This is a genomic window from Nocardia sp. NPDC051756 (assembly GCF_040681495.1).
Lineage (GTDB): Bacteria > Actinomycetota > Actinomycetes > Mycobacteriales > Mycobacteriaceae > Nocardia.
On the sequence record NZ_JBFAYV010000006.1, the window covers coordinates 343,945 to 368,047 of the forward strand.

General features: G+C 67.1%; 19 protein-coding genes. 4 read left to right on the forward strand and 15 right to left on the reverse strand.

The window, feature by feature from the left end; genetic code table 11:
- Positions 1–12: 12 nt before the first annotated feature.
- The 5 genes from AB0M22_RS27735 to AB0M22_RS27755 all read right to left on the reverse strand — a co-directional run bounded on the left by AB0M22_RS27735 (position 13) and on the right by AB0M22_RS27755 (position 7,373).
- Positions 13–1,752 carry an ABC transporter ATP-binding protein gene (locus AB0M22_RS27735; protein ID WP_364732749.1) on the reverse strand — a complete coding sequence of 580 codons (1,740 nt, stop codon included), beginning with the start codon at positions 1,750–1,752 and terminating at the stop codon, positions 13–15.
- A complete protein-coding gene (locus AB0M22_RS27740; protein ID WP_364732751.1) occupies positions 1,752–3,464 on the reverse strand; it encodes an ABC transporter ATP-binding protein in 1,713 nt (570 codons plus the stop codon). The genes AB0M22_RS27735 and AB0M22_RS27740 overlap by 1 nt, the downstream gene beginning before the upstream one ends.
- Before the next feature lie 4 nt (positions 3,465–3,468).
- Positions 3,469–4,617 (reverse strand): GGDEF domain-containing protein, encoded by a 1,149-nt coding sequence (locus AB0M22_RS27745; RefSeq protein ID WP_364732754.1) that lies wholly within the window; start codon positions 4,615–4,617, stop codon positions 3,469–3,471.
- 69 nt (positions 4,618–4,686) lie between these two features.
- Entirely contained in the window at positions 4,687–6,147 is a 1,461-nt protein-coding gene (locus tag AB0M22_RS27750; RefSeq protein ID WP_364732757.1) for an FAD-dependent oxidoreductase, read from the reverse strand.
- 62 nt (positions 6,148–6,209) lie between these two features.
- On the reverse strand, positions 6,210–7,373 hold the full coding sequence (locus tag AB0M22_RS27755) for an aminotransferase class V-fold PLP-dependent enzyme (protein WP_364732760.1): 1,164 nt from the start codon (positions 7,371–7,373) through the stop codon (positions 6,210–6,212).
- A gap of 223 nt (positions 7,374–7,596) precedes the next feature.
- Here AB0M22_RS27755 and AB0M22_RS27760 point away from each other — a divergent pair, with 223 nt between their 5' ends.
- Positions 7,597–8,493 carry a hypothetical protein gene (locus AB0M22_RS27760; protein WP_364732763.1) on the forward strand — a complete coding sequence of 299 codons (897 nt, stop codon included), beginning with the start codon at positions 7,597–7,599 and terminating at the stop codon, positions 8,491–8,493.
- On the opposite strand, the gene AB0M22_RS27765 is transcribed toward AB0M22_RS27760, so the two are convergent.
- Positions 8,486–9,379, reverse strand: a complete 894-nt coding sequence (locus tag AB0M22_RS27765; protein WP_364732766.1) for a LysR family transcriptional regulator — start codon at positions 9,377–9,379, stop codon at positions 8,486–8,488. The genes AB0M22_RS27760 and AB0M22_RS27765 overlap by 8 nt on opposite strands.
- Positions 9,380–9,453: 74 nt before the next feature.
- On the opposite strand from AB0M22_RS27765, the gene AB0M22_RS27770 reads away from it, so the two are divergent.
- A complete protein-coding gene (locus AB0M22_RS27770) occupies positions 9,454–10,974 on the forward strand; it encodes an MFS transporter (RefSeq protein ID WP_364732768.1) in 1,521 nt (506 codons plus the stop codon).
- A 52-nt stretch (positions 10,975–11,026) separates the two neighbouring features.
- Here AB0M22_RS27770 and AB0M22_RS27775 read toward each other — a convergent pair whose 3' ends face one another.
- Genes AB0M22_RS27775 through AB0M22_RS27785 form a run of 3 tightly spaced genes read right to left on the reverse strand, consistent with a single transcriptional unit; the run spans position 11,027 to position 15,078 of the window.
- Positions 11,027–11,995: a hypothetical protein gene (locus AB0M22_RS27775; RefSeq protein ID WP_364732771.1), complete on the reverse strand. Its 969-nt coding sequence runs from the start codon at positions 11,993–11,995 to the stop codon at positions 11,027–11,029.
- Positions 11,996–12,020: 25 nt separating this feature from the next.
- Positions 12,021–12,896, reverse strand: a complete 876-nt coding sequence (gene uppS, locus AB0M22_RS27780) for a polyprenyl diphosphate synthase (RefSeq protein ID WP_364732774.1) — start codon at positions 12,894–12,896, stop codon at positions 12,021–12,023.
- The gene (locus tag AB0M22_RS27785) at positions 12,889–15,078 is read right to left on the reverse strand and encodes an MMPL family transporter (protein ID WP_364732777.1); all 2,190 of its coding nucleotides are present in this window, start codon (positions 15,076–15,078) and stop codon (positions 12,889–12,891) included. The genes uppS and AB0M22_RS27785 overlap by 8 nt, the downstream gene beginning before the upstream one ends.
- A gap of 134 nt (positions 15,079–15,212) precedes the next feature.
- On the opposite strand from AB0M22_RS27785, the gene AB0M22_RS27790 reads away from it, so the two are divergent.
- On the forward strand, positions 15,213–16,112 hold the full coding sequence (locus AB0M22_RS27790; protein ID WP_364732780.1) for a hypothetical protein: 900 nt from the start codon (positions 15,213–15,215) through the stop codon (positions 16,110–16,112).
- 132 nt (positions 16,113–16,244) lie between these two features.
- Here AB0M22_RS27790 and AB0M22_RS27795 read toward each other — a convergent pair whose 3' ends face one another.
- The 6 genes from AB0M22_RS27795 to AB0M22_RS27820 are packed head-to-tail and all read right to left on the reverse strand — an operon-like array spanning position 16,245 to position 23,297.
- The gene (locus AB0M22_RS27795; RefSeq protein WP_364732783.1) at positions 16,245–17,252 is read right to left on the reverse strand and encodes a sugar phosphate isomerase/epimerase family protein; all 1,008 of its coding nucleotides are present in this window, start codon (positions 17,250–17,252) and stop codon (positions 16,245–16,247) included.
- A complete protein-coding gene (locus AB0M22_RS27800) occupies positions 17,249–18,412 on the reverse strand; it encodes a Gfo/Idh/MocA family oxidoreductase (RefSeq protein WP_364732786.1) in 1,164 nt (387 codons plus the stop codon). The genes AB0M22_RS27795 and AB0M22_RS27800 overlap by 4 nt, the downstream gene beginning before the upstream one ends.
- 15 nt (positions 18,413–18,427) lie before the next feature.
- Positions 18,428–19,474, reverse strand: a complete 1,047-nt coding sequence (locus AB0M22_RS27805) for a substrate-binding domain-containing protein (protein WP_364732788.1) — start codon at positions 19,472–19,474, stop codon at positions 18,428–18,430.
- 21 nt (positions 19,475–19,495) lie between these two features.
- Positions 19,496–20,569: an ABC transporter permease gene (locus AB0M22_RS27810; protein WP_364732791.1), complete on the reverse strand. Its 1,074-nt coding sequence runs from the start codon at positions 20,567–20,569 to the stop codon at positions 19,496–19,498.
- Positions 20,566–22,068, reverse strand: a complete 1,503-nt coding sequence (locus AB0M22_RS27815) for a sugar ABC transporter ATP-binding protein (RefSeq protein WP_364732794.1) — start codon at positions 22,066–22,068, stop codon at positions 20,566–20,568. The genes AB0M22_RS27810 and AB0M22_RS27815 overlap by 4 nt, the downstream gene beginning before the upstream one ends.
- 23 nt (positions 22,069–22,091) lie before the next feature.
- Positions 22,092–23,297 carry an ROK family protein gene (locus AB0M22_RS27820; RefSeq protein WP_364732796.1) on the reverse strand — a complete coding sequence of 402 codons (1,206 nt, stop codon included), beginning with the start codon at positions 23,295–23,297 and terminating at the stop codon, positions 22,092–22,094.
- Positions 23,298–23,435: 138 nt separating this feature from the next.
- On the opposite strand from AB0M22_RS27820, the gene AB0M22_RS27825 reads away from it, so the two are divergent.
- Positions 23,436–24,101: a TetR/AcrR family transcriptional regulator gene (locus tag AB0M22_RS27825; RefSeq protein ID WP_364732798.1), complete on the forward strand. Its 666-nt coding sequence runs from the start codon at positions 23,436–23,438 to the stop codon at positions 24,099–24,101.
- Positions 24,102–24,103 lie beyond the last annotated feature (2 nt).

Sequence of the window (24,103 nt, forward strand, 5' to 3'; positions counted from 1 at the left end):
CATGTTTCGGGGCTATCCGTGCCAGGAGCGCCATAGCGCCGCATAGGTTCCGTCGCGCGCGACCAAGTCGTCGTGGGTACCGAGTTCGATGATCCGACCGGCGTCCATCACGGCGACCCGATCCGCATCGTGTGCCGTCTGCAACCGGTGCGCGATCGCGATCACCGTGCGCCCTTCGAGGACGACGCCCAGTGCTCGCTCGGTGTCGCGCGCGGACGTCGGGTCCATCTGCGCGGTCGCCTCGTCGAGTACAACGGTGTGCGGGTCGGCGATAACCACGCGAGCCAGCGAAAGCTGTTGCGCCTGTGCGCCGTCGAGGCGATGGCCGTTGCCTTCCAGCGTCGTGTCGATACCATTCGGCAGGTCCGCGGCCCAATCCGCACCCACCGCGGCGAGGGCGTCGCGCAACTGGGCCTCGGTGGCCTCGGGCCTGGCGATGAGCAGGTTTCCGCGAACGGTGTCGTTGAATACGTGCTGTTCCTGCGTGACCAGGACAACGTGGTGGCGCAGGCGATCCGGATCCAGCTCCGAAATCGGCACACCGCCTAGGTGCACCGTGCCGGTTCGCGGGGCATCGACCCCCGCGAGAAGCCTGGCGAGCGTGGACTTTCCGGCTCCGGAGGTGCCGACGACAGCGAGTCGCTCACCCGGCCGGATGTCGAGGTCGACGCCGTGCAGCACGTCGCCGCGGTCATACGCGTACCGCACGTCGGCGAGGTGGATCCGGTTGTCCGCGGGCTCCGCCGAGGCGGCCGGCTTCGCGGTCGGCGCGGACGCGAGACCTTCCAATCTCGCGTAGGACGCGACGGCAGTCTGCACGCCGTCCACCCACAGCATGACCGTGTCCAGCGGGTCGACCAGTTGCCGCAGATACAGCGCTGCCGCGACGATGGTGCCGAGGCTGACGGCTCCTCGGCTGTGCAGTACGCCGCCGATCAGCAGCACCGCGACCAGCGGGAGCACGTACGAAACGTCGAGAGTCGGAAACAGTACCGTGCGCAGCCGCAGGGTGGCCAGTCGAGCACTGCGGGCGGTAGCGACCGCGGAAGTCGTTGTCGCACTGTGTCGTTGCGCCAGTCCGAGCGCCTCGATCGTCCGCGCCCCGGCCGCGCTGGTCGCGATGAGTTCGGCGAGCTGCGAGCCGCTGGCCGCCTCGGTCAGATACGCCGCCCGGGACCTGCGCAAATACCAGCGCAGGACAACGGTGCCGACGAGCAGGCAGCTGAGACTCGACAAACCGAGCACCGGGTGCAGAACCAGCACCGCGCCGATGATGAACGCCCCCTGGAGGGCGGCGACGAAAACATCCGGCGCGGCGGTCCGGAGCATCGCCGCGATGGTCGGCGCGTCGGTGGTGCCCCGCGCGATCAGGTCGCCGCCGGAGACCCGTTCGACGACCGCGGCGGGCAGCGCGAGGACACGACCGAGGAACCGTTCGCGAATACGTGCCGCGGCCCGCGCACCGAACCGGTAACCGACGTATCGCGCGTACCGGGTGAGCACGATCTGCGCGACCGTGCAGACGAGGATGGCCAGCGCCAATCGGTCCACGGTGCCGACCACCGTGTGTGTCGGTGATCTACCGACGGCATCGATGATCTTGCCGAGCAGCCACGGACTGGCCAGACCAGCGGCGACCGCGAGCGCATTGAGCACCAGGACTGCAATGAATGCCGTTCTGTCCGCGCGGATCTCGTTCGCCGCCGCACGACGGATCTGCGCGGCATCGGCGACCGGCAACGGGGTCGTCATCAGTGCTCTCCCTCGTCGGTGCCACGCGCGACGAGGGCGCGGTAACCGGGCTCGGTCCGAAGCAGATCGTGGTGGGTTCCGGTAGCCGCGACGACGCCGTCGACGAGGTAGCTCACGGTGTCCACGTGGTCGAGGACGAGGGGAGAGGTGGTGGTGACAACCGTCGTCCGGCCCTGTCGCGCGGCATGTAACCGAACAGCGATCGCGGCCTCGGTATGCGCGTCCACGGCCGAGGTCGGTTCGACCGCCAGCAGTATCTCGGGATCCGCGTAGACCGCACGAGCCAGCCGAAGCCGTTGGCGTTGCCCGCCGGACAGATTGCGACCGCGTGGATTGATCGTCGAGGCGAGACCGTCGGACAGCGCGTCGACCACGTCCGCTGCCACCGCAACGTGCAACGCATCGCGTATCCGAGCTTCGTCGGGCTCGTGCCGGCCGGCGACGACGTCTCGGACGCTCCCGGTGAACAGATAGGCATCGTGGTCCGCGACCAGGATTCGACTTCTGAGCTGGCCGGGGTAGACGACGTCGAGGCGAACATCACCCCACGTGACGTCCGATTTGGTGAACCCGCCGAGCCGATCGATGACCGCCGCGGTCTCGGCCGGGCGATCGCCGACCAGCGCGGTCGACAACCCGGGCGACACTTCGACGCCTGAGGCAGGATCCCGCAGCATCGATGCGGTGGCCGGAGCATCGACCGCCCCGGAATCCGCGGAGTTCTCGGGCGAGATCGACAGCAACCGCGTGACCCGACGGGCCGCAACCCGGGCCCGGGCAATGTCTCCCGCACCCTCGATGAAGAACGACACCGGAACGACCAACACCGCGGTGTACCCGTACACCGCGACCAAGCCGCCGACGCTGATCGAACCTTCGGCCGCCATCCGCGCGCCCAGCCAGATGACCACCGCGAGGAACGCCGCCGGCAGCCCTCTGGCGAGCGCGTCCACCCAGCTCGTCACGACTCCGACCCGGTACCCCTGCGTGACGAGAGCCTGCGAATCACGGTGGTAGCGACCCGCATACACGGATTTGCCACCGAGACCGTTCAGCACCTGAAGACCGTTGAACACATCGACCAGCCGGGTGGTCAGCGTGCCCTGCTGCTCCCGGTGACCGGCCCCGGTCCGCTCGATCCGGTGCAGCAGCGGCCCGACGGTGAGCGCCAGGACCGGCACGCCCGCCAGCACCACCACCGCGAGCAGCGGCGAAATGGAAAACATCACGACCGCCACGACGATGTATCCGACCGCGGCGCCGATACCAGGCCCCGTCACGGTCAGCGATTGAGCGATCACCTGAACATCACCGCCGCCGATCGCCACGATCTCGCCCGCGGTGATCCGGCGCGACAGGTCGGCCCCGAGCCGAACACAATGCTCGACGGTGGCCGACACGGTCTGAAACGACGCCTCCATCCGGATTTTCGACATGGTCCGATGGCGGGCAATACTCAGCGCCGCGTTCAGCACGCCGATGCCGAACAACGCCGCCACCCAACCGGTGAGCGCCGCCATGTCGTTCTTCGCCAGACCGTCATCGATAGCGCGCGAGAGCAGATAGGGCGGCACCGTCAGCGCCACCATCCAGAGGCTGCCCAGCGTCGCCCCGAGCATGACTCGCCGGGGCTGGCTGATCACCAGCCAGAGCAGAAACCGGTTGGGACCGGACCTTTCTCGTGGTCCGGGCGGATCAACGATCGGGGGCACTCGTTCACGATAGGTGGCGCAGATCGTGCAAGGACGGGATCGCATCCTCCGGGTCGGCGATCACAACGTTGTTGCCGCCCAATTGCTTTGCGCGATACATGGCCGAATCCGACCTGCGGAACAACAGGCGCGGCGTGATCGTCGGGTGCGGTTCGCGATTCGGGCCGGGCTCGAATTCCGCCGCGCCGACGCTGGCGGTGATCGTGCTCGGCAGGCCGGGCATCGTTTCGACCGCGTGCCGCAGGCGTTCCGCGACGGCCGCGACCTGCGCGCCGTGCAGACGGCCGATGACCATGAACTCCTCGCCGCCGGTGCGCACGACGATGGCATCCGGCGGTGCCGCTGCCCGCAGCTGTTCGGCGGTCTGGACCAGGACCCGGTCGCCGAACGAGTGACCGAAGGTGTCGTTGACCGTCTTGAATCGGTCCAGGTCGAGGGTCACCACGTAGACCCGATCGCGGCGGCGCGGCCCGAAGAATCGCGGCAGGTGCGAATCGAGGCCGCGGCGGTTCAGCAGTTTGGTCAGCGGATCCGAGAGCGCGTCCACCCGCAGCAGCCAGCTACAGAACTGCACGATCGGCAGCACCACCCCGGTCACCGCGATCACCACCAGCACGACCACCAGGCCGAGCGCGACGTCCCCCTTCCCGTGCCCGTTGCCGCTCGGCACGCCGAGCACCATCATCGCCGACAGCATGAAGATCGACAGCACGGACCAGCCCACGTGCAGCGCCAGGATCGGCGGCCCGTGGAAGATCGTGATGTAGCCGCCGGTCGTCACCAGCAGCACGCAGCCCATCGCGCCCAGCAGCCGGTCCTGGATCATCACGTTGTTGGCGGTGATGGCGAAGTCGACGGCGACGACCCACAGCAGCGATTCGCGCTCGCTCGGCCACGGCAACGACCACCAGCGCACGGTCCACACCGCGGCCATCACGATCACGATCACCGCCTGCGCGTGCCCGGCCGGTCCGGGCTGTCCGGCATGCGAGATCAAGGCCATCATCGTGATGAAGCCGAGGACGATGCCGCCCGCGCCGACCATGAACTTCAACGCCCCGAGCGCGGAGTGGGATTCGAGCGTCTCGATCAGCCAGCGGTAATCGACCCGGTATCGCCACCAGGCACGAACCATCGCTCGACTGTTGGTCACCGATCCACCGCCTTCGGCCGGCAAGCTCCGGATACCTGACTGTAATCAACAGTAACTGAGAGTTTGCCCTTAGGTTGTGGGCCCGGTCTCGAACCAGTGCGGGATCACATCGCGAACGAACGAGCTGATGCACTCGGCGGTCGGGCCGGAGAGGATCTCGCCGACGAAGTAGATGCCGTGCCGGCCCTGGAGGTCGGCCACCCGGTCGAACCAGCCGTCGCGGACCGCGGCCGCGCTCGGGTAGGCGGGCCACTCGGCGATCGTCTCGGCGACCAGTTCGGGGTCGTCGAAGAGGAACAGGCCTTCCTTGGCCAGCGACCAGGCCTGCGCGTCGGAGATCGAGGTGTCGGAGTTGCTGAAGCAGACCCAGTACGGTCCCGGATTCTGCTTGTTGGCGGCGGTGATCCGGTGCATGGCTTGCTCGGGATCGGTGTCGGTGTAGCTGCCGTACGGGTCGATCACCCAGAAGCCCAGGGGCTCAACGGAATCCGAGCGTCGAGGGAAGGTGATGAGTTCCTCGCGCACGCGGATGAGGTAGCTGCGCGTCCAGGCGCGCGGGCAGTTCCGTTCGGCGAACAGTTCGTGAATGTCACCCGCGGGGAACATCTCTCGGATCTGTGCGGGTCGCGCGGTCACTACCACGCGGGAGTAGAGCGCGCTGCGGTGGTCTCCGTTCACGGTGTAGGTGACTCGAACCCCTTGCGGCGGAACGGGTTCGATGCCGGTGACCTTGCTGTCGACCGTGACGGTGAGCCGGTGGTCCTCGGCAATCCGGCGCAGGAAACTGACGAAACCTCCCTGGAAGCTCAGGCTGACCGGGCGTTGGGAACTCAGCTGCGCGATCAGCGACTGCGGCATTCGGGCGAGCAGCGCCTGTTTCTCGGTCGAATAGAGTGAAAGAACCAGCTTGGCCAGCTGCGAGACGTGCCCGGAGATGTTCGCGTTGATATTGATGATGGTCTCGGCAGGCTGCCGCGGCCTGCGCATGTTGGCGTAGATCGCCAGCCCTTGCAGCGCCTCGCCGACCAGCGGCGCATGACGTGCCCGGTAGGACTCCCAGGTCTCGCCGGGGACGTGATCGAAGGCCAACCCACTCTGCCCGGGAGCGTGCCGGTCCCGCATCGCCCGCTCGATGATGTGCCAGGCCTCGACCAGCTGATCGATCGCCTGCTCCGGGGTCATGCTCTGGAACAGCGGCAGGAAATGCGGCGGCACGGCCGGCTGCGGTTTTCCGGACTCGGACCGGCCGACGAAGTAGAGCGTCTCGGTTCTCGTCGGCACCGGATGATTGCGCAGCAACTCGTCGATGGCCGTGCCCGCGATGTCCGCGCCGAAGGACTGCTGGATGACCAGGTGTGACTGGAAATCGAAGATGTCGCCGTCGACCTCGACGGTCTGGCAGTAACCGCCGAGTTGCGGGCCGGCCTCGAGCACGTCGATGTTCTCGAACCCGAGGTCGCGCAGCTTCGCGGCGGTCAGGATGCCGCTCTGGCCCGCGCCGATGACGCAGAGGGGTGCCGCGAGATCCATTGGGACTCCTACGGGTCGATAGTCACGAGTATGCGGCACCCGGCGTCCTCGGCTGTGCGGTTTCAGGTGTGGATCAGCGTCGCCACCGTGTCGATCAGCCGATCGATGTCCGCGTCGTTGTTGTAGCCGTGCGGTGAGACGCGCAGCCCGCCGGCGCGGGCGGAGACCGCGATGCCCTCGGCCTGTAACTGCTTGGCGAGCAAGGGGATCGGCGGGCCGTCGAGGTGTACCGCGACGATCCCGGAACGGCCCTCGGCCGAGCGGTCCGACAGCACGGTCGCCCCGATCGAGGTGAGCCCCGCGCAGATCCGATCGCAGAGGCGGTCGATGTGCGACCAGATCGCCGGGACGCCTGCCTCGAGCAACAGATCGATCGATGAACCGAGTGCGGCGATGCCGGTGACGTTCGGCATCCCGCCTTCCAAACGTCGTGCGGTGTCGTCGAATACCAGCTCGAGGTTGTCCCATTCCTCGCGGTGCGCGACCGAGTTCCAGCCGGGTTCCAACGGACGCAGCAATTCCAGCCGGGAGCCGCGCACATACAGGATGCCGCTGCCTTCCGGGCCGAGCAGCCACTTGTGGCCGTCGGCCATGGCGAAATCGACGCCCCAGTCGGCCAATTCGGCGGGGATCGCGCCGAGGCCTTGAATCACGTCCGCGCACAACAGGGCTCCGGCCTCGCGGCACGCGCGGCCCAGCTCCGCGAGATCCACGCGCCAGCCGCGACCGAACTGCACCCAGCTGGTGACGACCAGCTTCGGCGGCGGCCCGGCCTGGATTCGATCGACGAACGCCTCGACGGTCAGTCGACCGCTCGGGGCTTCAGGCTGCACGCGGTCGACGATCACGCCCCGATCCGCCAACGCCAGCCACGGGTAGAGCGTCGACGGGAACTCCAGATCCGGCACGACCACCCGGTCGCCGGGGGACCAGTCGAGGCCGTTGGCGATCATTCCGAGGCCGGTCGTGGTGTTCTTGACGAACGCGACATCGCTGGTCGGCACGCCCATGAGCCGGGCAGCGGACGCGCGCACCCGTTCGATCTCGGCGCTGTGCGCCGCATAGGTGAACTCGCCGTCCAGCGAAACCTCGGTCGCGCGCCGATGCAGCGCGTCCACCGATGGCTGGGGCATCGGGCAGATCCCGGCGTGATTGAGGTACGCCCACCGGCGAGCGGCCGGAAAGTGTTCGCGGGCAAGGGGAGTCGTACCGACCGTGGTGGGCATCTCGTAAACCTCCGAATCAAGCGGACATTATGTCCACTTCCAACTGCCTGAAGACTACGACTTAAGCGGTCAATCCGTCCACTTATTCTCGAACTCGCGGCCGGAGGTGATGTTCGCTACTGGCTCGGCGTCGGATCGGTGCCGGTCGGGGGCGCGGGCGTCGGCGAGAGTTATCTTCGGTCGTGACTAAAACGGTGAGTTCGGTGTTGATGGGGGTAGTCGCGTGCTGATCGGTCTGTTGGCGGCGTTCCTCGCGTGTGCCGGGTACGGGGTGGCGTCGGTTTTGCAGGCGTATGCGGCGCGTCGGTCGGCCGCCGCGGCGGCGGCGCAGGGTGTGGGTGGGCAGTTGACCGAGACCGGCGCGCCGACGGTGGCGTCCACGGTCGCGGCGGTGCTGACCGTGTGGTTCATCGTCGGCAGCGTGCTCGATGTGGTGGGGTTCGCCGGGAACGCGGTGTCGGCGCGGTTGATTCCGCTGTTTCTGTCGCAAACGATCATGAGCGCGAATCTGATCATCACCGCGGTGCTGGGGATCTTCGTGCTCGGCATCCGGTTGCATGCGCGCGACTGGGTGGCGATCTGCACGGTGATTCTCGCGCTGGCCGCGCTCGGCGCGGCCGCGGGGCATGAGGGCGGCGGTAGCGACAATCCGGTGATGCACTGGGGCGTGCTGATCGCGTCGGTGGTGTTGTTCGCCGGCAGTCAGCTGGTCGTGCGCCGGCTGGGTTCGCGGGGTGCGGTGGCCGCGGGGCTGGCGGCGGGAATGTTGTTCGGGGCGTTGGCGATTGCGGTGCGGATCGTGCAGGGGATCGATCCGCTGAACGTGGCCACCCTGCTCGCCGACCCGGCCGCGTGGACGATCGCGATCGCCGGCATCGGCGGGTTCTACCTGCATACCGTTGCGCTGCAACTGGGTTCGGTGAACGGGGCGACGGCGGCATTGGTGGTCGGTGAGACGGTCATTCCGGGGATCGTCGGAGTGCTGGTGCTCGGCGACACCTCGCGGCCAGGCATGGCGTGGCTGGCGGGCCTGGGCTTCGTGCTCGCCATCGGCGGGGCCGTCGCGGTCGCGGTGTTCGGCAACCTGTCACAGCTCGAACCCGCCGACGCGACTAGCTGAGCGCGTCGCGAATCGTCTCGCGTAACCAGCGCTGGGCCGGGTCGGCGTCGAGCCGGGCGTGCCAGAGCAGCCGGACCTCGATGTCCGGCAGGCCGGCGATGGGGAACCAGCGGATGCCGAGCGCCTCGCCGTACTGCTCGGCCAGGCGCTGCGGGGCCAGCCCGACGTAGTTGCTCGTGGAGACCAGCAGCGCCGCGACGGCGGAGGTCGGCACGACGGCGGCGACGCGACGGTGCAGGCCCGCGGCGTCGAGCACGTCGTCGAGCGGGCCGCGCGCGCGACCGCGGCGGGAGGCCGAGACATGCGGATACTCGCACAGCTGCGACAACGTCGGGCGGCGGCGTTTACCCAGCGGGCTGTCCGCGCGGACTATGCCGACGATGCGTTCGCGGTAGAGCAGCGCGTCGCGGATGTCGGGCGTGGTGACGTCGGTGGCGCCGATGTCGAGGTCGACCGAACCGTCGCGCAGCGCTTCGATGCTCTCGCTGCCTTCCGCGACGAACCGCAGCGTCACGCCGGGGGCGACCGCGGCCGTGGCTTCGGCAGCCGCCGCGGAAAGCGTCACGGCCACGCCGTCGTTGATGCGAATCGTGAAGGTGCGCTTCAGTTCGGCGATGCTGATCTCGCGGTCGGCGCTGATCAGAGCCGAGGCTTCGTCGAGCAGTGAGCGCACGCGTGGGGCGGTGCGCAGCGCGAATGGGGTCGGCGCCATTCCGCGGCCGGCCCGGACCAGGATCGGATCGTGCATCGCGCGCCGCAATCGGCCCAAGGCCCGGCTGGTCGCCGGGATGGACAGGTGCAGGCGCTCGGATGCCGCGGTGACGCTGCCGTCTTGGAGTAGCGCGTCGAACACGCGAAGAAGGTTCAGGTCGAGCTGGTCGGACATAGTTGCATCTTACGCAAGTCACTATTGTCGAAGTTGCGTGGCACGGAATCCGTCGAATTCATAACGTCGTGACCATGCCATTCAATGTCTCGACCCGTGACCGTCCGCCGACCTCGCCGGAGCGCCCACCCCGGCCGGACACCCCACGCGGCCTGCTGGCCGTCATGTGCGCCTGCGTCGTGGTCGTCGTCGGGATGGTCGCCGCGATCAATCTCGCGGTACCGATGCTCGCCGCGAGCGGACTGCACCCGTCCGCGTCGACGCTCGTATGGATCGTCGACACCTACGTCATCTTCTTCGCCTGCCTGGTGATCCCCGGCGGTGCCGCGGGAGATCGCTTCGGGCGCAAGGGAGTTCTCCTGGCCGGTCTCGGCCTGTTCGCGGTGGGGGCGCTGCTGTCGGCGGTCGCGCCGAATGTTGCTGTGCTGCTGGTCAGTCGCGCGATCACCGGGGTGGGTGCGGCCGCCGTGCTGCCGAATACGCTTGCGGTGCTGCTGCATGCGGTTCCGGCCGAACGCAAGGCCGCGACGATCGCGGCCTGGGCGTCGATGACCGGCATCGGCGGCGTCGTCGGCAATGTCGGTGGCGGCGCGATTCTCTCGGGCGGGTCGTGGCGGTGGTTGTTCATTGCCGCCGTGCCGATTTCGCTGGTTCTGGTGGTCTTGGTCGGGCGGATCGCGCCGGTGTCGCCGCGGCACGAACGCGCGCTCGACCTGCCCGGCGCGGTGTTGTTCGTCGCGGCGTCGGTGGCGTTGCTGCTCGGCATCGTCCAAGGGCCGGAGTCGGGTTGGGGGAGTCCGGTCGTCGTCGGCGGGTTCGTGTGTGCCGCGGTGTTGTTCGCGGTGTGGACGGTGGTCGAGCTGAAAGTCGAACACCCGCTGCTCGATCCGCGCCTGTTCAAGGTCCCCGGCCTGCGCAGCGCCTGCCTCGGCATGACCGCGATCTTCTTCGGCATGTTCGCGCTGTTCTACGTCAACGCGTCGTTCCTGCAGTACGGCAAGGGGTTCAGCGTCCTGCGCACCGGCCTCGGCATCATCCCGCTGACCATCCCGATCATCCTCGGCGCCCGCCACGTCGGCCGCCTGTCCCAGCGCATCGGCATCGACGCCACCATCGCCTCGGCCTTCGGGTTCGTCGGCGGCGGACTGCTCGGACTGTCCACCAGCAACGCGCAGACGCCCTATGTCCAGTACGCCGCCTGGCTCATCGTCACCGGAATCGGTGTGACCCTGGCCCTTCCGACCCTGTCCGGTGCGATATCCGGCTCGCTACCGCACGCCCAAGCCGGCGTCGGCGCCGGCTTGCAGGCCACCACGCGCGAATTCGGCAGCGCCCTGGGCGTCGCCGTCATCAGCACGATCCTCACCGCCCGTTTCATCGCCGCCCTGCCCACGGACATCCGGACCACCCACGACCCGCATACCGTGGCCCAAGCCCTCGCCGCCACCCCTGATCGCACCAACGACGTTGTCACAGCGTTCATCTCGGGCGCGGACCTCGCCCTCCGGATGGTCGGCAGCACCGTACTCATCCTCGGCGCACTCGTCGTGGGCCAGTCTCTGCTGTCGCGTCGGGGACAGATCACGCCGGGCTGAACGGTCAGCCGACTTGCCCTGCGCCCGACCACGTACCGGTTGATCGTGAGTATCACGCGCCAGTTCGGGTCAGGGCGTACCGGGACACTTCGGCCTGCCACTGCCGGCCGCCGACCATGGCATTCTTCATCGCTTCCACCGAGGCGGCGACACCTGCACGGTCTGTTTCTGCCATCGCGTGGTAGGTATCGCTCGTTCGCAATGTTCGCTCGGCATCGACAAAATAGGAGATCCGCGACTCGATCATTCCGTATATCGCCTCGAAGGTCCGGACGAGCGAGGTCTCGTTCTCGGTCCGCAAGACGTGCACCAGGTTGATCTCTCCGGCCGCTTCCTCACGGTGGTACGAGTAGATGTCGTTCATCCATGCGACCGTGTCGATGCAGCTGTGGCGCAATCGATTGAGCTGTGGATTGTGGTAAAGCGTTTCGGGCAGCTCGTAGTGGCCGGAAAATTCTGCCAGGTCGAGTGCGGTAATGACGCCGATGGTTTCGCGGCGAATGGCGATGTACTCTCGAACTCCGGGGACTCGGTCTTCGGATCGGTTCTCGAACTCGGCAGCTGTGGCGAAGATGCTGCTCCAGATATGCTTGCGAAATCGGGTCTTCCAGCTTTCCGATTGTCTCGGGTAGATCCGTTGCAGGATAGCGGCCATCGCAATGAGATCGGGCCCGTCCGACACGTCTGCTTGCCCGGTCTCGAGCACGCACTGCAGGCGAGAGGCATGTCCCTGCGCGTCCGCCATCGAAGAGTGTCCGTCGTAAGCGATCCGGTCGTCACACTCGAAAAGCGCCTCCGTCGCGGCAGTCAGGGTGACGAGATCATCGAGATCGGCATCCGGAAAGGAATAGCCGGTGAGCTTTGCGGTTCTGCTGTCGGCAAAGCTGTGCTCATCGGCTGTCGAGCGATGTGGATACAGGAAGTTCAACCAAGTTCGGACCTGAGCTTCTGCGGCTTCCCATCGCGGATTGCATCTCGCTTCGAAGGGCAGGAGGGGGATCATGTACTCCGTGTCCGGCATATTTCCTCCAACAGATTGTCCGTACTCAAGAAAACGAGATGGATGGTGCCCGCGCATACGTCAGCTCGGTGTCGAAACCCTCGCGCAAGGTGGGCGGTGTGTGTCCGGGCGACATACCGGCGTCGAGCCCGCCGAAGCGTCGGTTGCGTCGTTGATATTCGCGGATCGCGTCCACGAGATGATCTCCGGTGAATTCCGGCCACAGTACGGGGCTGAATACCAGTTCGCTGTAGGCGAGCTGCCAGAGCAAGAAGTTCGAGATCCGACTTTCTCCGGATGTGCGTATGAGCAGGTCCGGGTCGGGCATGTCGGGGGCGTATAGGTATCGGCTGATCATTGTGTCGTTCACGTCCGAACCGGCAACACCGTCTTCGATCATCCTCCGGATCGCGTCGACGATTTCGGTGCGTCCGCCGTAGTTGAACGCAATGGCGAAGGTCATTCCGGTGTTGCTCGCGGTCGTCGTGAGGGCGTAATCGATCGCCTCGCGCACGCTGTACGGTATGCGCGTGTCCGGGCTTCCGATCCAGCGCAGTCGCACGTTATGTTGCATGAACTCGTCCATCCGCCGGTAGATCGCCCGTTCCAGCGAACCCATGAGGTAGGCGATCTCCGACTCCGGTCGTTGCCAGTTTTCGGTCGAGAACGCATAGATGGTGAACCACTCGATGCCCAGGTCGGCCGCACCGAGTACAACGTCGCTGATCACTCGTGCGCCCACGCTGTGCCCGTTGATCCGGACTCGCCCTTGCCGCTGGGCCCACCGCCCGTTTCCGTCGGGTATGCACGCTATATGCCGAGGCATAAGAGCCGGGTCGAGGTCCAGCCGAGAAACCATGGTGAGCTCCCTTGTCGAGGCGGCCTGGAATTCTCGGCCGAGACGGAACGAATATTCATGCATGACTTGGGTATTCGAGTACTCGGCGGAACCCCGGAAGCCACCAGTTCCAGCGCCCCATGATCTGCATCAGTGCCGGTACCAGGACGAGGCGGATGAGCGTCGCATCGATGATCAGCGCGATCGCAATAGCGAAACCGAACTCCCGAACACAATTGATCCGCGACACCACCAAGCTGCCGTACGCGACCGCGAGGATCACCGCGGCCAGCGATATCGGCCGGGCCGTGCTCTGCAGGCCGACGATGACCGAACGTCGATTGTTCCCGGTGATCAGATATTCCTCCTGAATCCGTCGCACGAGGAACAACTCGTAGTCGGTGGACAGGGCGAAGAGCAGCACGAAGACGGTCAGCGGCACCTGCGGCCAGATCGGTGGTCCATGTCCACCGGGCTGAAACGCCAGCACGGTCAACCCGTATGCCGCGCCGGTGGCGAGCAGGCTCATGACGATCGCCTTCAACGGCAGGAGCAGGCTGCGGAGTACCCTGGCCAGTGCGACGAACAGCAGTATCAGCACGCAACCGACTACCCACCACAGCTTCATCGAGGTCTCGACCAAGACGTCATAACCAACGCCGCTGGGTCCGCCGACGAGCACGGAGGCGCCGGAAGGGATTGTCGCCGGGACGATTCGGGTGTGGATTCGCTCCATCAACTCTACGAACGTCGGTGAGTACACGGGGTGCTTCGGCAAGAGGAGCAGGGCAGTCAGGCCTTCGCCGTCATCGATCCGGGCCAAGGCGACGACGTCGGGATCCGCGCGCAGTGCGTCCTCCAGTGGCTGGATACTCATTTCGGCGTTGCCCGCGGGTCGTTGTACAACGACGGCCGCGATGCCGGACCCGCCGGGCACTTCGCGCTCTGCGATGGTGAGGCCGGCGAGATAGGGGGTGTCGGCCAGGGCACGCCGTTCGATATCCATGCCGATCGACATGTCGGCGGCGGGGATCGCCGCGCACAGCAGGGCGATTGTGATGCCCACCGCGTACGGCCAGGGATTGCGCATCAGATGCTCGGTCCAGCGAGCCAGTCGCCCGCGCGCCACGACCGCGGTGTCCTTGCGTGGAATCCATCGCGTCCGCTGCCCCAACTGTTCGGTCACCGTCACCAGAACGGGAGCAAGCAAGGTGACCGAGGCCAGCGAGGCGACAATGATCGCCACCATCGTGCCGATCGCGATCTGCGAAAAGATGTGCCAGCGAACCATGAACAGGCTGACCACCGCCAGCAGGAGAATCAACCCCGAATACAACACCGTGCGTCCAGTAGTGGCCATCGCGGTGGCGACGGCATGTTCCGGTTCGGCTCCGGCCGCGAGCTCCTCGCGGTATCTGTTCATGACGAACAGGGCGTAGTCGATCCCGATGCCCAATCCGGTTGCGTTGATACCGATCAACAGCGTGCCGTCGATCGTCAAGAACCCCGTCATCAGCGAGAACAGGCCGGCGGTGACGGCAATCGAGACGCCCGCGATGCCGACCGGCACCATCGCCGCCACTGGCGTGCGCAGACCCCACCACAGCACCGCGATCGCGAGCGGAACGGCGATCAGCTCGATCCGCATGAGATCGGTGATCGCTACCTCCTGAACGATGTGACCGAAGCCCGATATCCCGAGCACTGCTGCTTGAATCGTGCCGTCTGACACGGCTTGGGCGGCCCGGTCTGCCGCCGTCTGTAGCGAGGGAGCGCGTTCCTGGCGCTGCCGATCGTCCCCGGACGCTCCGACCAGGAGATAGGCCGCGTGCTCGTCATGAAGCAAGGGGCGGAACGGTTCGAGCACCTCGGCTGAAACGTAGCGGCGGTCGGGGTCACCCGCGACGGGCAGCAGCAGCACACCGGAGACGCCCTTCTCGTCCCCGAGCGCAGACATGCTGGCGCTGACTGCTTTCCGGAACTCCGGGTCCGTCGTCCGATGCGCTGACGAGTGGAGCACCGCGATCATCTGTTCGTTGCCGATCGTCGGCAGGCGTTCCGCCAGCAGACGACTCACCTGCTGGGATTCGGAGCCGGACACTTCGATGGTGGGAGCTGCGAGCGAACTGAGCAGGTGCGGGAGGCCGAGCAATCCGACCGTCACTGCGATTAGCCATCCCGCGAACACCCGGCGCCGATGCCGAACCATCGTCACCGCCAGCCGCGGCAGGATATTCCCGCCCTTGACCTGCCAGGTCTTGCGCACCGATCTATCCAATAGTCCGAATGACATGCCGACCGCGACCTCCGCTGTTCTGAATCCGCCCCCACCCCAGCGGTTCTCGGCTCGGCTGGGGCGCGCTCTCGTCCACTTCGCATTCGTTGCCGTGCGATAGATGGATGGCTCGGGCCGGCGATGAACTTCGCGAAGAAGTTGTTGCCCTGCGCGGACCCATCCCGATCCATGCCGGCAACGAAGATGCTGTGGATCGGTTGCTGCCGACCGGAACTGATCCGCCAGAGCGGCGGACTGCCTGCGGGAGCCCGACGTATCGGTCATTCCGGATGGCAGCGCTCGGGTGCGATCGGTTCGTCTGCTTTATCCGGGTCACGGCAATTTCTGGGGATTTGTCCCGCTTCGCATTGCCGTCTGGCGATATGAACGATGGAAGGATTGCAGTGGAGATCAATCGAGAAGACGTGCAACCGATGACCGGGCCGGGTCGTGGGCGCAAGGGTGCCCGCGCGGGGGTGCTGTTGGCAACGGGACTTCTGAGTGTGTCCGCACTGGGTTACGGAATCCTCGCCGCCCCTAGTTCGACAGCGGCCGACGAGACCGGCCCGTACACCTGTGAGGGTGTGCAGGGAAAAGTGAAGTTGGCCAAGGGCGATAACGGCGGCTACACCCTGAGTGTGGACATGGCGGACGTGGAAGTGAAGTCCGGCCAGGACTCGCGTTGCAAGAAGGACGAAAATGCGACGAAGGCCGAGGCCAAGACGAAGTCGATCTCGGCCAAGGAGACCGATGACGGCTGTGAGTTCACCGGAACCGCCAATGCGAAAGATGACGACGCGGAGTCGGCTTCCGATACCAAATTCACTTTGACCGTTCCGCCCGGCGGAAAGCCGGCCAAGGTAGAGGTCACCGGGAAGCTTTACTCGAACAGCACAGACAAGGATAAGGACGAGGTCAAGGCCACCGGCACGGTCAAAGGCGTGAAGCTCGAATCGTGCGAAGCGACCGCTATTCCTGAAGGTACATATTCGGGAATGGCGAAAGTCGCCGTCACTCCAGGATAGCGGGGCGATTGGCCTGGCGTACTTAATGCTTATGCGGGCCGCATGCTTGCCACGCCGCGCCGACTGTGGTCGGCGCGGCGTTCCTGCATTGAATTCGGTTGGCGTCCAACAGAATTGGACCGTCGACAGCGCTCACCGATCGGTGCTGAACGCTGCGTCGAAGGAGGCGGTCGGTGGAGTGATGGTGTTGAGGCCGCGGATGAAGGTGAGGGCTTCCGGCGCGCCCGCCAGGCGGTCCATGCCCGCGTCCTCCCACTCGATGGAGATGGGGCCGGTGTAGCGGATGGCGTTGAGGGCGCGGAAGCAGTCCTCCCAGGGGACGTCGCCGCGGCCGGTGGAGACGAAGTCCCAGCCGCGGCGCAGGTCGGCCCAGGGAAGGTGGGAGGAGAGGCGGCCGCGGCGGCCGTCGCCGCAGCGGACCTTCGTGTCCTTGCAGTCGACGTGGTAGATGCGGTCGGCGAAGTCGAGGATGAAGGTGACCGGGTCCAGGTCCTGCCAGATGAAATGCGAAGGGTCCCAGTTCAAGCCGAAGGCGGGGCGGTGGTCGATGGCGGCGAGGGCGCGGACGGTGGTCCAGTAGTCGTAGGCGATCTCGCTGGGGTGTACCTCGTGGGCGAAGCGGACGCCTTCGGCGTCGAACACGTCGAGGATCGGGTGCCAGCGGTCGGCGAAGTCCTGGTAGCCGCGTTCGATGGCCGCCGCCGGGACCGGCGGGAACATCGCGACGGTGTGCCAGATGCTCGAGCCGGTGAAGCCGACGATCGTGTCGACGCCGAGTTGGGCGGCCGCGCGTGCGGTATCGGCCATCTCGGCCGCGGCACGCCGGCGCACGCCTTCCGGTTCGCCGTCACCCCAGATGCGTTGCGGCACAATCGCCTTGTGCCGCTCGTCGATCGGATGATCGCAGACGGCCTGACCGACAAGGTGGTTCGACAGCGCGAACACCTGTAGTCCGTGGCGTTCGAGCGTCTCCTGCTTGCGTTTCGTGTAGCCGGGATCGGTGAGCGCCTTGTCCACCTCGAAATGATCGCCGGAACAGGCGATCTCGAGTCCGTCATAGCCCCATTCGGCGGCCAGCCGGCATACCTCTTCGAACGGTAGATCCGCCCACTGCCCGGTGAACAGCGTGATCGGTCTCATGGTTGTCCTCCTGCGATAGCGGTCCAGCGCCCGTCGTCGGCCGCGCTCGACTCGACCGCGGCCAGCACCCGCTGCACCGCGAGCCCGTCGGCGAAGCTGGGACTCGGATCTTTGCCCGCCGCGACCGCGATCACCAGGTCGGCGACCTGATTGGTGAAGGTGTGGTCGTAGCCGAGCCCGTGCCCGGGCGGCCACCAGGCCTCGGTGTAGGGGTGCTGCGGTTCGGTCACCAGGATGCGGCGGAAACCGGCGGTCTCCGGATCCTCGGTGTGATCGTGGAACCACAGCTCGTTCATCGATTCGAGGTCGAAGGCCAGGCTGCCGTGGGTTCCGTTCAGCTCCAGGCGAAGTGAGTTCTTGCGCCCGGCGGCGACCCTGGTCGCCTCGAAGGAGGCGAGTCCGCCGCCGGAGAGCCGGCCGAGGAACAAGGCGGCATCATCGACCGTGACCTGACCGCTGCCCACGCCGTCCGGCAGCGGGCGTTCGGTGACGAACGTGTCCAGCAATGCCGACACCCCCGTCAACGACTCCCCGGTGACGAACTGCGTGGCATCGATGATGTGCGCGCCGATGTCGCCGAGCGCCCCGGACCCGGCCCGCCGCCGATCCAGCCGCCAGCTCAGCGGAGCATCCGGATCGGCAAGCCAATCCTGCAGATACAGCGCCCGCACATGCCGCACGGTGCCGATCCGCCCCTGCGCCACCAGATTTCGCGCCAACGCCAGCGCGGGCACCCGCCGGTAACTGAAGCCCACCATCGACCGCACCCCGCGCAGGGCGGCTTGCTCGGCCGCGGCGGCCATCGACTCCGCCTCGGCCACGGTGTTGGCCAGCGGTTTCTCACACAGCACGTGCTTGCCCGCTTGCAGTGCGGCGATAGCGATTTCGGCGTGACTGTCGCCCGGCGTGCAGATGTCGATCAGATGGACGTCGTCGCGATCGAGCAACTGCTTCCACTCACCGACGGCGCTCGCCCAGCCGAGCCGGCCGGCGGCGACCGTCGCCCGGTCGATGTCGCGGCCCGCGAGCACCACCGGCACCGGCCGCCACGGCAGATCGAAAAACGCGTCCACACTGCGCCAGGCCTGCGAATGAGCGCGCCCCATGAAGGCGTGGCCGACCATGCCGATGCCGAGGGTGCGGCGGTCTGTCGAGGTCATTGGACTCCGATCGGGTTAATAGCCGTTCGCCAAGTACTGGTCGGCGTTGTCCTTGGTGACCACCGCCGAGAAGGTCGTGATCTTCGCGGGCACATCGTGTTCGGCGAGATCGCCGAGCGCCCGGCGCTGTCCGAGCAACCGGGCCAGCGCGACCGCCGAGGACGCCATCGCCGGGCTGTAGAGCACGGTGGCTTGCAGCGGCGAGTTGCCGGTCTGGATCTCCTTCATGGCCTGCGCCGAGCCGCCCCCGCCGACCATGACGAACTCGCCGGATCGGTTGGCCTGCTTGATCGCGGCCAGCACACCGATGCCCTGGTCGTCGTCGTGGTTCCACATCGCGTCGATCTTCTTCGTCGCCTGCAACATCTGGCTGGCCACCTGCTGACCGCCAGCCGCGGTGAAGTCGGTGGATTGCCTTGCGGTGATGCGGAATCCGGCCGCGGTGACGGCATCGTGGAACCCACGGCTGCGTTCCTGGGTGAGCTGGAGGTTGTCGATCCCGGCGACCTCGACGATCACCGGATCGCCGATCCCGGCGTCCTTCATCTTGCGGACGATGAAATTGCCCGCGTTGACGCCCATTCCGTAGTTGTCGCCACCGATCCAGGTCCGGTAGGCCAGCGCGGAGGCGAAGACGCGATCGAGGTTGATCACCGGAATGCCCGCGTTCATCGCGTTTTTCGCGATCTCGGTGAGCGCGTTGCCGTCGAACGGCAGGATCACCAGCACGTCGGCCTTCTGGTTGATCATCGTCTGCACCTGCTCGATCTGGCGGCTGACGTCGTTGGTGCCCTCGGTGACGTTCAGGGTCAGATCGCCGAACTTCTCCGCCTGCGCCCGCGCGTTGCGGGTGATCGCCGCGGTCCAGCCGTGATCGGCGGCGGGCGCGGAAAAGCCGACGCGCACTTGCTGTCCGGCGGCGGAGTTGTCCCCGGTACTACCGGCGACCTGGGTACCGGCCGTGGTGTCGTTGGAGGTGCAGGCGGCGGCGAGCACGCCCGCGCCGGCGGCGAGGCCGGACAGGAGGATGCCGCGGCGAGGGAGGGAGACTGTCTTACTCATGGTGTTCCTTGATGCGTGATATCAGGTGAGGGTGGGGACCGCGCGGGCGCGGCCGAAGCGCTGGAACAGCAGGACGGCCACGATGATGGCGCCCTTGCCGATGGCCTGGATGGGTTGCTCGAGGTTGTTGAGAATGAACAGATCCTCGATCACGGTGAACACGAGTACCCCGAGGATCGACCCGGTGATCGTGCCGAATCCGCCGCTGAGCAGCGTTCCGCCGATGACCACCGCGGCGATCGCGTCCAACTCGTAGAGCTGGCCGTTGGTGCTGGTGCCGGTGGTGGTCTGCGCGGTGAGCATGATCGCGGCGATGCCGCAGCACAGCCCCGACACCGCGTACAGGAGCAGCGTGTGGCGGCGCACGTCGATACCCGCCAGCCGGGCCGCCTCGGGATTGCCGCCGACGGCCGCGCTGCGCCGGCCGAAGGTGTTGCGCTCCAACACGATCCAGCCGACCGCGACCACCACGACGAACAGGTAGACCAGCAGCGGGATGCCGAGCACCCGATTCTGCGCGAGGGCGAGCAGATCGGTGGTGACGAGCTGGGATTGCCGCCCGGAGATCTGCTCGGCCAGCCCGCGCGCGGCGACCATCATGGCGAGCGTGACGATGAAGGGCACCAGTCGGCCGTAGGCGATGAGCGCCCCGTTCAGCAGGCCGCAGCACAGGCCGACGAGCAGCGCGCTGAGCACCATGCCGCCCACGCCGTAGGACTGGGTGGCGGTGGTGGTGCACCAGACCGACGCCAGCGCGATGATCGCGCCGACGGACAGGTCGATGCCGCCGCCGATGATCACGAACGTCATCCCGACGGTCACCACGCCGATCACCGAGGCCAGGGTCAGGATGGTGATCATGTTGCCGGCGCTGAGGAAGTCCTCGCCCTTGGTCAGCGCGCCGACGATCAGCAGCGCGAGCAGCGCGACGATCAGCGTCAGGTGTTTGCGTAGCTCGCTGCCTCCGGTCTTGCGGCGTGGCGGCGGATCACCGTCCGCCGCCGATGTTTTCGCTTTCGTGCGCACCGCGGTCGTCCGGCGGATCGGGTCACCGCCCTGTTCGGTTCCGGCACGCTGTATCTCGGATTCGCTCACAGCGCACTCCCTTCCATGATCATCGCGATGATGTCGGGTTCGGTGAGGTCGGCCGCGGCCGCGGTGTGGATGATCTCGCCATCGCGCAGGACGAGCACCCGGTCGGCCAGCCCGAGCAGTTCCGGCAGGTCGCTGGAGACCATCAGCACCGCCACGCCGCGCTCAGCCAGACCCCTGATCTGCGCGTACACCTCGGCGCGGGCACCGACGTCGACGCCGCGGGTCGGTTCGTCGAGCAGCAGCACCCGGCAGTCCTCCAGCAGCCAGCGGGCCAGGACGGCCTTCTGCTGGTTCCCGCCGGACAGGCCGCGCACGGGGTAGTCGGGGTCGGCCGGGCGGATGCCGACGCGGGCCAGCACGTTGCCGGTATCGGCGCGTGCTCTGCGTCGATCGAACCAGCCGAACCGGGAGTAGCGCGGCATCGAGGCGGCGGAGATGTTGCGGCCCAACGATTCCAGCAGAAACAGTCCTTGAAACTTGCGTTCCTCGGGCGCCAGACCCATGCCGGCGGCGACGGCGGCGCTGGTACTGCCGAGCCGTACCCGGCGACCATCGACGCGGACCTGCCCCGCCGAGGCACGTCGCGCACCGTAGATCGTCTCCAGCACCTCGGATCGCCCCGCCCCGACCAGCCCGGCGAGGCCGACGATCTCGCCGGCCTGCACAGTCAACGAGATGTCCTGGAACCGGCCGGCCAGACCGAGCCCGGCTACTTCGAGCACCTCGGCGGTGTTCTCCGCGCGCGGCTCATGGTGCGCCAGAACCGCTTCGGCCTGGTTGCCGGTCATGAGCGAGACGACCTGCTCGGTGCCGGTGGTGCGGGCGGGCAGCCCGGCGGCGACGGTGCGGCCGTCCTTGAGCACGGTGATCCGGTCGCCGATGGTGCGGATCTCGTCGAGCCGATGCGAGATGTACACGACGGCAACACCTTCCGCGCGCAACTGATCGATGATGCGAAACAGATTGGCCACCTCGTCATTTCCGAGCGCGGCCGACGGTTCGTCCATCACGATGAGCCGCGCGTCGTGCGACAGCGCCCGGGCCATGCTGACCACCTGTTTGGCGGCCGCGGGCAGCGTGGCGACGATCGTCTCGGGCCGCAACTCCCCGTGGCCGAGGCGCTCGAGCAACGCGGTCGCGGCCCGCGCGGTCGATCCGCGGCGGGTGAAACCGGCGCGGGACTTCTCGTGGCCGAGGAAGATGTTCTCGGCGATGTCGAGGCCGTCGCACAGGTCCAATTCCTGATAGATCGTCGCGATGCCGAGCCGGGTCGCCGCCAGCGGATTGGCCAGCCGCACCGGCTTTCCGAGCCAGCTCAGTTCGCCCGAATCCGGTTGGTGCGCACCGGCGAGCACCTTGATCAAGGTGGACTTGCCCGCGCCGTTCTGGCCGAGCAGGCAGTGCACCTCGCCGGCGCGGACGTCGAGGTCGACCTGATCGAGTGCGCGCACGCCGGGGAAGTCCTTGACGATGCCTCGCATGGTCAGCACGGTGTTCATGGCCGGTGCTCCTAGCCGTGTCGTCAGGCGACGCTGAAGATGTGGTCGCTGATCAGGCGGGCCGCGCCGATCACCCCGCCGAGTTCGGCGAGTTCGGACAGCACGATCGGTAGGTTGCCGGTCGCCAGCGGTGACGACCGGCGGTAGACGACGCTGCGGATCTCGGCGAGCAGCGGATGGCCGAATCCGGTCAGCCCACCGGCGATCACCACGAGGCCGGGGTTGAAGAAGCTGACCAATCCGGCCAGGGCGGTGCCGAGATGGGCGCCTGCCTCGCGAATCATCGCCACGGCCAACGGATCTCCGGCGGCGGCCGCGTCGGCCAGGTCGGTCGCCGTGAGTGTGCCTGCGGCAGCGAGGCGTTCGCTGAGGAAGGGGGAGCGACCGGCTCTGGCGGTGGCTTCGCGGGCCAGTGCCGCGCCGCCCGCGTACGCCTCCAGGCAACCGCTGTTGCCGCAGGCGCAGACCGGTCCGTCGTCGGTGATCCGCAGGTGGCCGATGTCGCCCGCGCTGCCGGAGACGCCGCGGTAGATGCCGCCGTCGACGACGATCCCGCAGCCGATCCCGGTGCCTGCCTTGACCAGGAGGAAGTCCGCCACCGAATGTGCTGAGCCGGCCTGCATTTCGCCGAGGGCCAGGATGTTCACGTCGTTGTCGACCAGCACCGGGCAGCCGAGTTCCTGCGCGATCGCCTCGCGCACCGGAAAGCGGTGCCAGCCGGGCATGATCGGCGGCGCGACGGGCATGCCCTCGCGGAAGCTCACCGGGCCGGGCACGCCGACGCCCGCGCCGTGCAGCCGCCCGGCCATCTGCTCATCGGTGCGCAGCTTGCCGAGCAGATCCAGCGCGCGTTCCAGCACCGCGGCCGGACCCTGCCGGATGTCGCACGGTTCGGACAGTTGCCCGAGTACGCGCAGTTCACCGTCGGTCACCGCGACGTCGATGGAGGTGGCGCCGATGTCGATGGCCGCGAACCGCAGACCCGATGCCAGCGTGGCGATGGCCGATCGCCGGCCGCCACTCGACGCCGCGAGCCCGCCGGCCTCGACCAGTCCGAGTTCGGCCAGTCGATCGAGCTCCACCGCCAGCTTGGACCGCGACAGCTCCATCGGCTGACCCAGTTCGGATCGCGACTGCGGGCCCCGATCGCGCAGCAACCGCAAAAGCCGTGCCTGGTGGGCGTTTTCCGGTCGGGCCGCGATCCGCATCAGCTGCTTCTTTCTCTCCAACTGAGCGAATCTAATCGCACTTTGTCGAGTCTTGTGGACGCTTTAGTCGAACTCGGTACAAGTTTGTTTTGTGACAGGACAAAGTTCGGGCAGGGATGGCTTGACCGGCCGGAGGACCGGATGAGGGAAGATGGCTCGATGCCCAGGCAAACCGATCGCCCAGGAAAAGTCGGTCGACCACCGCGCCTCTCGCAGGAGGCCATCGTCGCGGCCGCCGACCAGGTGCTGCGGACCGAGGGCGCGGACAGCCTGTCGATGCGGCGAGTGGCGAAGGAACTGGGCAGCACGCCGATGGCGCTGTATCACCACGTGCGGGACAAGGACGAGTTGCTGCTGCTCCTGCTGGAGTCGCACGCGCAACACATCCCGCAGCGGGAATTCCCCGACGACCCGCGCGAGCGGCTGCTGGAGGTCGCGTGCACGCTGTACGAGGGCCTCGCCGAGCGCCTCTGGATCATCGAGGTGCTGGCCTCCGACCCGGTGGTCGTGCCCGCGGCCATGGGGATGGTCGAGATGATCATCGCCGCGGCCGTCGACTACGGGTGCACCGTCGAAGAGGCCGTCGATGTGTACCGCGCCATCTGGTACTTCATCGTCGGCGATCTACTCGTCCGGGCGAGCCGGGATCGCCGACGAGCCCGGCTGGCGGCGACGTCGTCGACCGAAGCGGGCATCGATCAGCTCGATCGGACCGAACTGCCCACGCTCGCGGCGATCGGCGACAAGTGGGTCGAGGCGACGTCGCGCGATATTCACCGGAAGGGGTTGGCGGCCATAGTGAACGGCCTGCTGCCAACGCCTTAGCG